The 11,015-nt window shown below is 61.1% G+C and carries 6 protein-coding genes; 4 read left to right on the top strand and 2 right to left on the bottom strand.

Going from position 1 to position 11,015, the window contains the following annotated elements:
- The 3 genes from HQL98_05340 to HQL98_05330 form a co-directional block, all read left to right on the top strand.
- Positions 1 to 417, top strand: a 417-nt coding sequence (locus tag HQL98_05340; protein ID MBF0271489.1) for a hypothetical protein, incomplete at its 5' end; no start/stop codon positions are given.
- 124 nt (positions 418 to 541) lie between these two features.
- Positions 542 to 4,753: a PAS domain S-box protein gene (locus tag HQL98_05335; protein ID MBF0271488.1), complete on the top strand. Its 4,212-nt coding sequence runs from the start codon at positions 542 to 544 to the stop codon at positions 4,751 to 4,753.
- Positions 4,754 to 4,826: 73 nt separating this feature from the next.
- A complete protein-coding gene (locus tag HQL98_05330; GenBank protein MBF0271487.1) occupies positions 4,827 to 5,780 on the top strand; it encodes a PleD family two-component system response regulator in 954 nt (317 codons plus the stop codon).
- Here HQL98_05330 and HQL98_05325 read toward each other — a convergent pair.
- Positions 5,775 to 7,910, bottom strand: coding sequence for an AMP-binding protein (locus HQL98_05325; protein MBF0271486.1), 2,136 nt, complete (start codon positions 7,908 to 7,910; stop codon positions 5,775 to 5,777). The two genes, HQL98_05330 and HQL98_05325, sit on opposite strands and share 6 nt — an antisense overlap.
- 123 nt (positions 7,911 to 8,033) lie before the next feature.
- Here HQL98_05325 and HQL98_05320 point away from each other — a divergent pair, with 123 nt between their 5' ends.
- On the top strand, positions 8,034 to 9,677 hold the full coding sequence (locus HQL98_05320) for an SUMF1/EgtB/PvdO family nonheme iron enzyme (GenBank protein MBF0271485.1): 1,644 nt from the start codon (positions 8,034 to 8,036) through the stop codon (positions 9,675 to 9,677).
- A 54-nt stretch (positions 9,678 to 9,731) separates the two neighbouring features.
- Here HQL98_05320 and HQL98_05315 read toward each other — a convergent pair whose 3' ends face one another.
- Positions 9,732 to 10,994 (bottom strand): HD-GYP domain-containing protein, encoded by a 1,263-nt coding sequence (locus HQL98_05315; protein MBF0271484.1) that lies wholly within the window; start codon positions 10,992 to 10,994, stop codon positions 9,732 to 9,734.
- Between the last annotated feature and the right edge of the window lie 21 nt (positions 10,995 to 11,015).

The following is an 11,015-nucleotide window of genomic DNA, read 5'->3' as shown; positions in this document are numbered from 1 at the left end:
GACTCCTCACACAGCGACTCCGACTCCTCACACAACGACTCCGACTCCTCACACAACGACTCCGACTCCTCACACAACGACTCCGACTCCTCACACAGCGACTCCGACTCCTCACACAGCGATGACCTGGACTCCATACGCAGCGACGACCAGCAGGATCCGGTTCTCCTCAAGATCGCAGCTCCGGCCAGGGGCAATCCGCGCTTGGCCCCTGAACAGATGGAATCGATCATCCTGACGCTGTGCCGGGATCGCTGGCTCACCGGGCGTCAATTGGCCGGATATCTGGAGCGGCATGCGGGTGGATTGCGTGCCCGCTTTCTGACCCCTTTGGTCAAACGGGGGGTGTTGGAGTTGAAACATCCGGACAAACCCAATCGTTCCGACCAGGCTTACACCTCCAACGGATCCGCGTGATCTGGTATCAAAATGTAACACCCGTGGAACATTCAGCGATCTTATGCGATCCTGTTATGTTATCGTCGAAACATCCTGTTCATATTCCACGTCTCCCTGCCGGACCCGCGAAAAGCGATCGCCCATGGACCCGTTCAACGACAAGCGCCTTTGGCGCATACAGCAACCGATCATCGCCTCGTTCTTGTTGACTTTTGGCGCGCTCGTCACCTTTTTTCTCTTCTCTGTGCATTGGATGCACACAGAGCAGGAACAAAACCTCAGCGATCACTTCCAGAAACAGATTCACGATACCTTGCAACGCCTCATCGACGAAGGTCATCACGCCATGGCCGGGCAATTGTTGGGGTTGGCCCGGGATCCGACGCTGGTGGAACGGTTTCTGGCCAAAGATCGGGCAGCACTCCTGGAAGCCGTCGCACCGCTGTTCACCCAATGGGAAACAAACCAGAAAATCAGCCATCTGTATTTCCACGACCCGGAAGGCGTCAATCTGCTGCGCATCCACCGCCCCGAGGTCCATGGGGACCGGATCGGCAGAGAGACCCTGCGCAAGGCCCGGGAAACCCGTCAGACCAGCCACGGACTGGAAATCGGACGCCATGGGGGCCTCACCTTGCGGGTGGTGGTGCCATGGCTGCTGCAAAACGAGATCATCGGCTACCTGGAGATGGGCAAGGAGATGCCCGCGCTGCTGGATCCACTGCATGCCATCTTCAACGTGGATCTGCACCTGTTGATCGACAAGTCCTATCTGGATGAAGCCTCCTGGAAAGCCAGAACTCCCCACGATCCGAAGACCGAATGGGACCGGTTCCCGGATCTGGTCCACGCCGGAGGCACCCATCCGCTCCTGCCCGAGGAACTGATCCAACACATCCGCGTCAACCAACTGAAAACCGGATATTTCCAAAACAAGACCCAAGAATACGCCACAGCGGAACACATCCACTATTTCATCATTCCGGTCAACGATATCGCATCCAGGCCCGTAGCCAGACTGGTGGTCTTGTTCGAGGATCTGCCCCTGGAAAAAATCACCCTGGGGCACAAGAAGCGGGTCATTCTGGGCATCTGTGCAAGTGCGTTGTTTCTTGGCTGGATGTTTCACCGTCTGCTGTTGCGGGTGGAGGGCAATCTGCGACTGGCCACCGCCGAACTGCGTCATGGCGAGCAGCGCAACCGGGCCATTCTCGACACGGCCCTGGATGCCATCATCTCCATCGACACCAAAGGGAACATTCTGGAATTCAACAAGGCGGCGGAGCACATTTTCGGATTCCGCAAATCCGAGGTCATGGGCAAAGACATCAGCGAGATCATCATTCCCCCCGAGATGCGGGAGGCCCACCGCCTTGGACTGATCCGCTATCTGGCCACCGGAGAAAAGAAAGTCATCAACCAGCACATCGAGTTGGACGCCATCAACGCCCAAGGAAAACGCATTCCCACGGAGATCGCCATCACGGTGATTCCGGGTGCCAATTTCACCTTTTTCACCGCCTTCTTGCGGGACATTTCCGAACGCAAGCAGATTCTCTCCTCCTTGAACGAGGCCATCGACGCCGCCGAGTCCAGCAATCTGAAGTTGCGTCAGGAGGTGCTGCGTCACCAGCAGACCCTGGCCCGTCTGCAAGCCAGCGAGGAGCGTTTCCGTTCGGTCACGCTGTCGATCCGGGACGCCATCATCGCCACGGATCAGGAACAAAACATCATCTTCTGGAACAAAGGGGCCGAAGTGCTGTTCGGCTATTCCCGGGAAGAGATTCTGGGGAAAAAACTCACTCCGCTGATTCCACAACGACATGCGGAAGGACATCGGAAGGGATTTCAACGGTTTCTGGAACAAGGCGCATCCCCGTTGCTGGGCCAGACCACAGAGATGTCGGGCTTGCGCCAGGACGGTTCGGAATTTCCCCTGGAGATGTCTCTCAACTCCTGGACCCATGCGGACGGAACCCGATTCTTTTCCGCCGTGATCCGGGATATCACGGAACGCAAACAGACCGAGGCCATGCTGCTGACCGCCAAGGAGAGCGCGGAAGCGGCCAATCAGGCCAAAAGTCTGTTTCTGGCCAACATGAGCCACGAAATCCGTACCCCCATGAACACCATCATCGGCATGGGATATCTGCTGTCGCAAACGCCCCTCACTCCGGGTCAGCACTCCCGGATGCGCAAGATCCAGTCGGCGGCGGAGACCCTGTTGGGAATCATCAACGACATTCTCGACTTCTCGAAAATCGAGGCGGGACGCCTGGAACTGGAACATCTGCCGTTTCAGTTGGGAGAGGTGATGGAAAAGGTGGCGGGCATGGTGGCGATGCGGGCCGAGGAGAAAGGATTGGAAATTCTCTTCGACCTGGGCGCGGATCTGCCCCGTAGCCTGATCGGCGATCCGTTGCGCCTGGAACAGATCCTGATCAACCTGGGGACCAATGCGGTCAAGTTCACCCATGCCGGCGAGATCCTCTTTCGGGTCGAGGCGATGGCCATCAGCGGGCAGACGGTGCGGATGCGGTTTTCGGTACGAGACAGCGGCATCGGTCTCACCGAAGCGCAAATCGCCGGACTGTTCCAACCGTTCGTGCAAGCCGACTCCTCCACCACCCGGCACTACGGAGGAACCGGATTGGGGTTGGCGATCTGCAAAAGTCTGGTGGACCAGATGAACGGAACCTTTACGGTCATCAGCGAACCGGGATCGGGCAGCGAGTTTGCCTTCACCATTCCTTTGGAGCGTGTGCCGCCATCCGAACGCCTCGCCCCGCCCCGGAGGATCGCCGCTCCCGTCCCGCTGCGGATTCTGGTGGTGGATGACAACGCAACCGCCCGCCACCTGCTCAAGGAGATGGCCCAGGGGTTGAAATGCGCCGTGGAGGTGGCCGAATCGGGACACGAGGCGTTGCAAAAAATGGAACGGCTGGCCCAGGACAACGACAAACCATACGACGTGATTCTGCTCGACTGGCAGATGCCGGAGATGAACGGCATCGAGACCGCCCGTCGCATCCGGGAAAATGTGGCCATGGCGTCGTCCCGAGTGATCATGGTGACCGCTTTTGGTCGGCAGGAGGTGATGAAGGAGGCGCGCACCGTCGGGGTGAACGGTTTCATGCTCAAACCCGTGACCCCTTCCATGCTGCTCAACACCATCCAGGAGGCCTTGGGCAAGGGAATCCCTGCGGAAGCCGTGGATGCTCCGGTTGAGCCCCAATCCCCGCCTCGATCACCGCCCCCGGTCCAATCCCGGACCAAAGCCCTCCTGACCCGACTGCAAGGGGCGCGCATTCTGGTGGTGGAAGATCACGACATCAACTGGCAGGTGGCGGAAGAGATGCTCTCCAAGGCGGGGGTGGTGGCCGAACACGCCTCCAATGGACAAGAAGCGCTCACACGACTGACGGCCCAGCCAGACCACTTCGACGCGGTGCTGATGGATCTGCAAATGCCGATCATGGACGGCTACGAGGCCACCAGACGGTTGCGCAGCCATTTCGACGCCAAACGGCTGCCGATCATCGCCATGACCGCCAATGCCCTGAAAAGCGAAAAAGATCGCTGTCTTGCTCTGGGGATGAACGACTATCTGACCAAGCCGGTCCACGTCCAGCAGATGTACGCCGTGCTGGCCGCCCACCTGCGACCCACGCCCCTGGAAACGTCGGACACTTCCCCTCCGGAACCGACCTCCGCCCTGCCCCTCGACACACCGTTTTCCGATTTTCCGGATCTGGCGGGAATCGACACCCGGGAAGCCCTGGAGCGCTTCGGCGGGGACCAGGCGCTGTTGAAGCGTCTGGCGCGGCAATTCGTGACCCGACATCGCGACTCGGTTTCCCGGGTGGAGGAACGGCTCGACGCCGAAGATCCGGAAGGGGCGCGGGCCTTGCTGCACGGCATCAAAGGGGTGAGCGGCAACCTGTCGGCCCATGAGATCTTTACCCAGGCATCCCGACTGGAAACCCTGGCCAAGGCCGGGGATGTGAACGGTTGCCGGGAGGGTCTGGAGGCGTTGCGCACCGGGATGGAACGCTTGATCCGGGCCATCGAGACGCTGGAAAAGGCCGACACCCCCCCCACATTCCAAGAGATGGCCATTCCGCGACCGGATCCGGAACCGTTCCCCCTGGAGGCGGTCAAACAGGTGCGACGCCTGCTGGAGGATGGGGATTTCCGGGCCAGGGGAGCCTATGCGGCCATCCGCGAACGACTGGAACCGTGGGCGGATCCGGAAACCCTCGCCCGCATCGACCAGCATCTGGAGCTGCTGCGGTTCGACGAGGCAGCGCACGCCTTGACACACAACATTCCGGCACCGCTCACGGACGGTTGAACGCCATGAGACCACCACTCACGCCCGGAATGCGCAAGACAGGCCCAAACGGCCACAAAAGGAGCATGCAAGGATGAGTCGAGAGACCATACCCACCACCATCCTGGTCGTAGACGATGAACCGACCAATATCGAAGTGCTGGCCAAGCTGCTGCAACCGGATCATCGGGTGCTGTTCACCACCGATTCCGGCAAGACCCTGGCCATGGCGGAACAAAAAAATCCGGACCTGATCCTGCTGGATGTGATCATGCCCGGCATGGATGGTTACGAGGTGTGTCGACGCCTGAAAAGCCATCCGTCCACCCGGGACATTCCGGTGATCTTCGTGACCGCCATGGGGGAGGAACAGTTCGAGACCATCGGGTTCGAGGCAGGGGGCGTGGACTACATCACCAAACCGATCAAGCCCCACCTGTTGCAGGCCCGGGTTCAGACCCACATCGATCTCAAGCGCAAAAACGATCTGCTGAAACGTCTGGCCTCCATCGATGGTCTCACCGGCATTCCCAACCGGCGCAGTCTGGACGAATTCCTGCGCCAGGAGTGGCATCGGGGACTCAGACATGAAACCCGATTGTCGGCCATGCTGATCGACGTGGACCATTTCAAGAAATTCAACGACTCCAGAGGGCATCAGGCGGGAGATCAATGCCTGCGTGAAATCGCCGAGGCGTTGACCCACGCCCTGGAACGCAAAACCGATCTGGTGGCCCGTTACGGCGGGGAGGAGTTCGCCTGCGTGCTGCCGGAAACCCCGTTGCAGGGCGCGATCCACACCGCCGAAAAAATCCAGCAGGCCGTAGCCGGTCTGGCCATTCCCCATCCGGACTCCGACATATCCGGAATCGTCACCTTGAGCATGGGGGTGGCCTCCATCACCCCCCGCCGGGGGGTGGAACCGGAAGAGCTGCTCACCGCCGCCGACCGTCTGCTCTATCTGGCCAAGCAGTCAGGCCGCAATCAGATCCAGTCCGCCCCCTATCCGGTGGACAAAGGCCTCGTCGCCCCGGCCTCACCCTCATGACTCCGGGCCGGACCCAAGGGTTTCCGCCAGAACACGCACCGCCTGATGATCGATCTTGCCGGGTCCGAGCATGGGCAAGGTCTCCACGGACAGCAGGTGAGCGGGAACAAACAGTCCGGAAACCCCATCCCGACGGGCGATGGCCATCAGGTCGGCCCGGTCCGGGGCGTGCTGCTCGGTGACCAGGAGGATCCGTTCCCCCTTGCGCGAGTCGGGCAGGGCCACCGCCGCATGGCGGCTTTCGGGCCAGACGGTTTCCGCCAGGGCCTCGACGGCGGCCAGGGAGACCATTTCGCCGCCGATCTTGGCGAATCGTTTCAAACGACCGACGATACGCCAAAATCCCTCTGCGTCCACGGTCACCACATCCCCCACGTCATGCCATCCGGCTCCCGGACCCGGTGCGGAAACCGGAACCACCCGGCCATCCCCCCCCGGCGGAATGTAGCCAAGCATCAGATTGGGACCGTTCACCAGCAGCCGGAATCCCTCGTGCATGCCGGGCACCGGTTCCAGATGGAAACGCACCCCGGCCAGGGGACGCCCCACGCTCTCCGGGGCATGCAACAACGGGGTATCCACGGTAACGGCGGGTCCGCACTCGGTGGTGCCGTACCCCTGGAAAATCGCCACCCCGAACCTGTCCAGCCACTGGCGGCGGGTTCGTTCCCGCAGGGGTTCCCCTCCGGCGAACACCAGCCGCAAGGAACGAAAATCCACGGGATGGGCCACCCGACCGTATCCGGACAAAAAGGTATCGGTCCCCACCAGCAGGGAAGGACGAATCCGCTGGGCGATTTCGGCGATGGCCCGATAGTCCAGAGGTGACGGATGCAAAAAAAGCCGCACACCGGAAAAAATCGGCGCCAGGGCGGCCAAGGTGAGACCAAAGGCGTGAAACAGGGGCAACACGTCCAGCATGCAATCCCGTCCGGGTTCGGAAAGCAAGCCCACCCGCAATTGGACCTGTCGTATATTGGCCAGCAGGGCCCCATGGGAAAGGGCCACCCCCTTGGGTTCCCCTTCGGTGCCGGAGGTGAACAGGATCACCGCCTCCGACTCCGGCGTGACGGCGAGTCGGGCCGGAACAAACGAAGCCCACAATCCAGCCAAAAGATTCCAGGGACTCCGGGCTTCCGGGGCCAGATCCTCCACCATCACCACCGTGGTTTCGGCGGCCAACGCCTCGACCAGAGGGGCCAAATTGGCCTTGTCCACAAAACGACGGGCGGTCAGCACGGTGCGGATGCGGGCGGTGCGACAGGCGGAACGGACCGTGGCGGCTCCGGCGGTAAAATTCAACAGGGCCGGCACCCGCCCCATGGCCAGCAAAGAGAAGAACACCACCAGGGATCCGGCGGTTGTCGGCAGCAACACCCCGACCCGCTCTCCCGGAGTCGTCCGACGGGCCACCACCCGACCTAAAATCACCGCACGGGCAAGCCACTGGCCATAGGTCAATTCCACGCCGGAGGAGTCGGCAATGATCGGGGTGGAGCGTCCTTGATGGGCCACGATGCGCCGGGCCGCCTCCCACAGGGTGGCGGGTTGTCCCTGGGCGTGGAGTCCGGCCTCTTCCAGCAAATCGGTCATGGCCAACTCCGCGCTGCGATGGCGCTCCCGGCCCGGTCCCATCACGAGGAACCGGGGCTGAAAAACCGTCATTTCCAGCGGGGGGCGAATCCGCCCCCCGCGCCACCAAGCGCTGTTGTGCAGCCACACGGGAATCACCGGCACACCGGCCAGTTCCGGAAGATGGGCCACGCCCGGCAATACCCGACCCACGGCGCCATCCCCAAACCCGCCGCCGGCAGGAAACACAAACAGATGTCCCCCCTGTTTCAAATGACGGACCAAAGGCTTGAGGGTGGCGGGATCCAGGGGGTCATGGGGCGCGAACCGCAACCAGGAGCACCACCGGGCCAGACGGGCCGAGGGCATCTCTGCCGGATGCAGAGCCACCAGGGTGTCATCGGGCAAGAAAGGCGCCACCAACACCCAATCCAGGGGGTGATCGTGATTGGCCACCGCCACCCATCCCCCGGAAGAGACGAGCAACCAGTCGCTCCCGAACACACGCATCCGGCGGGTCACCAGCCAGGCCATGATTGTTCTGCGCCATCCCTTCATGTTTCCGTTCTCCTTGCATGATCCCCGATGAAGGCATAAAATAAAAAAATTTTGAGAGATTCTATACGATTGAAATTTTTTCGCACGATGCGCGATTCCACGCCCTGTCTTTTCGGACACACCATGAAACCTGCCTCCCCCAGATTCATTCGACCCCTTCTGGCCATGCTGGCCCTGCCTGTATGGCTGCTGCTGACCGGAGAACTCCGCGCCGATACCCAGCAGACCATCCGCGCCCTGGCCGCGTCGGCGGAAAAGGATCTGCACGCCCGGCGGTTCACCCAACCCAACGGGATGAACGCCTTGGAAAAATATCTCAAAATTCTCGCGTTGGACGCCGACAATCCCCTGGGATGGGAGGGCTTGCACACCATCGTCAGCTCATTCCAGCGGCTTTCCAAAGAAGCGAAACAGACCGGCAATCCCAATCTGGCGCTCCAGCGTGCCCAAAAGGCCAAACGGGTGCAAGCCCTGCTGGACCAGCGTTCCGCCGCCGCGGGAGCGAAAAAATCCAAAAAAACAGAAACCCGGAAAAAAGAGCTGCCCACACCCACACCCAAAGCCGCCTCCGCCAAGGAAACCGAATCCAAGTCCGGGCAACCGGAAAGCAAACCCAACGATTCCGCCAAAACGGACTCCAAGACCGACTCCAAATCGGACTCCAAGACCGACTCCAAGACCGACTCCAAGACCGACTCCAAGACGGACTCCAAGACCAACGATTCCAAAAAAGCGGACGCCAAGCCCAGCGATTCCAACAAGCCGGACGCCACCCCACCCGTGCCCGCAGCAGATACCCCCGCGGAGCCGAGAGCCGCCGGGGGGACGCCCAAACCGGAAACTCCCCAACCACCACCCGCGCCGGCAAGCCCGCCTCCACCCACTCCCCAACCGCCGCCCACGCCGTTGCCGCCCCCCCCCCTGCCATTGCCCCCGGCGGAGTCCAAACCCGCCGAGCCGAAACCGCCGGAGAGCGCCCCGAAGGCCGCGTCAAAGTCCGATACCACCTCGGGTCTGCGCACCCGGGCGGAACCGGTCACCGGGATCGAATTTGTCGAAATCCCCGCCGGATGTTTCAAGATGGGGAGCGAGAACCATGACCCGGATGAAAAGCCGGTCCACGAAGTGTGCGTACAAAGTTTCTGGATCGGTCGCACCGAAGTGAGCAACGGTCAATTCCGCCGTTTCGACCCCAAGCACTCCAGCACCTCCTATGATGGCCACGATCTGAACAGCGATCTGCAACCCGTGGTCAACATCACCTGGGAGCAGGCCAACCAGTTCGCCCAGTGGATGTCCGGTCGCGGGGGCGTGCATTTTCGCCTGCCCACGGAAGCGGAGTGGGAATACGCGGCCCGCAATGGATCCTCCAGCGTTTTTCCCTGGGGAGACGATCCGGCGGAAGGGTGTCGCCATGCCAACGTGGGGGATGCCAGCGCCAAGCAAGCCTGGCCCAAATGGAATGTCTTTCCCTGCACGGACGGCTATGCGGAAACCTCACCCGTGGGGATGTTCCTGCCCAACGGCTTCGGACTGCACGACATGATCGGCAACGTCTGGGAATGGGTGGCGGACTGGTATTCGCCGAGTTACTACAGCGCTTCGCCCAAACAGGATCCCAAGGGACCGGCCCAGGGATTTTTCCGCAGCGCCCGGGGGGGCAGTTGGGCGGTATGGCCCGACTACGCCCGCACCGCCAACCGTACCGGCATCGACCCGTCCCATCCGGATCTGCATGTGGGATTCAGACTGGTGATGACCCCGTGACCTCTCCTCCTGCCCCACCGGCCCGGAGGGAGATCACGGGGCCACCGGGTTGAATCATTCGTACAGTTTGGCGTTGGGCAGGAACTCCACCGGATTCACCTGCCACTTGACGTGATCCTCGTGGCCCTTGATGACGAATCCGGCTTTTTGATCACTCTTGTAGGCCATCAGATCCACCTCTTTGGGCTGGATCCGCTGTCCGGTCTTGCCGTTGATCACCAGGGTGACCACCGGGTGCAACAGGCTGTCGTGATTGGGACGGTTGACCACTCCCAGGAAACCATTTTCCAGCCGTACCAGGGTGCCCATGGGATAGATGCCCACACACTGGACAAATTTCTGATACAGATCCGCGCTGAAATGGAACTTGCTCCATTCCAGCATGCGCTTGAGGGCCATATGGGGCGGATTGCCCTTGTGATAACAACGGTCCGAGGTGATGGCGTCATAGACATCGACAATGGCCGCCATCTGACCGAAACGGTTGATCGCATCCCCCTTGAGTCCCAAAGGATAGCCCGAGCCGTCCACACGCTCATGATGCTGGGCGGCGACGTGCATGCTGACTTCGGCGATGCCCGGGGTTTCGGAGAGGATTTTGCGGCTGTAGGTGACATGTTTTTTCATGATGGCAAACTCCTCGTCGGTGAGTTTGCCCGCCTTGTTGAGAATGCCTTCGGGAGTGCGCATCTTGCCGATGTCGTGGAGCATGCCGCCGATGCCGACATTGATGATATCCTCCTCGGCCATGTCCATGGCGCGACAGAACGACATCAGCATCACCCCCACATTCACCGAATGCATGAAGGTGTATTCGTCCCGCTGCTTGATGAGGCTCAAGGAAAGCAGGGCGTCCGGATTGCGAAACATGGAATCCGCCATGTTCCGCACCGCGTCCTTGACCGGTGACAAGGTCACCTGTTTGCCCAGCCGGGCGTCTTCGAGAATCGAGCCCACCAGATTGCGGGCATGGGCCTTGACCTTGGCGGCCTGATGGATCTCCCGTTCCATGGGCACCTCCTGGGGGCCCTCTTCCAGGTCGTCTTCCGCCAGATCCCGCAACTGGGCCTCCAGCATGGCCTGGACTTCCGAAGCGGTGGGAGCCTCTTCCACGTCCCGCCCACGGGAGGAGTCGATGTAAAGCTCGACGATGCCATGGGCGATGATCGCCTGCACCTCTTCGTCGGTACGGATCATCCGGGGGCCGCGAAAGGCGTTCGGATCCCGATCCTGACAACAGGGATCCTTCCAGTCGTGGTTGAAATCATGCACAAACATCCCGGCCTTGAGTTGTTGCACCGTAATTTTTCTGATCATTGTGTCCTCCGACCACCCGAA

This window comes from Magnetococcales bacterium, from assembly GCA_015231755.1.
Classification (GTDB): domain Bacteria; phylum Pseudomonadota; class Magnetococcia; order Magnetococcales; family Magnetaquicoccaceae; genus Magnetaquiglobus.
Note: the sequence above shows the minus strand (reverse complement) of the source record. Positions and strands in the feature narration are given on the sequence as shown.

Coding starts and splice junctions, on each gene's coding strand:
- HQL98_05325 (MBF0271486.1), bottom strand. CDS start 7,910: ATGAAGGGATGGCGCAGAACAATCATGGCCTGGCTGGTGACCCGCCGG.
- HQL98_05315 (MBF0271484.1), bottom strand. CDS start 10,994: ATGATCAGAAAAATTACGGTGCAACAACTCAAGGCCGGGATGTTTGTG.
- HQL98_05330 (MBF0271487.1), top strand. CDS start 4,827: ATGAGTCGAGAGACCATACCCACCACCATCCTGGTCGTAGACGATGAA.
- HQL98_05320 (MBF0271485.1), top strand. CDS start 8,034: ATGAAACCTGCCTCCCCCAGATTCATTCGACCCCTTCTGGCCATGCTG.
- HQL98_05335 (MBF0271488.1), top strand. CDS start 542: ATGGACCCGTTCAACGACAAGCGCCTTTGGCGCATACAGCAACCGATC.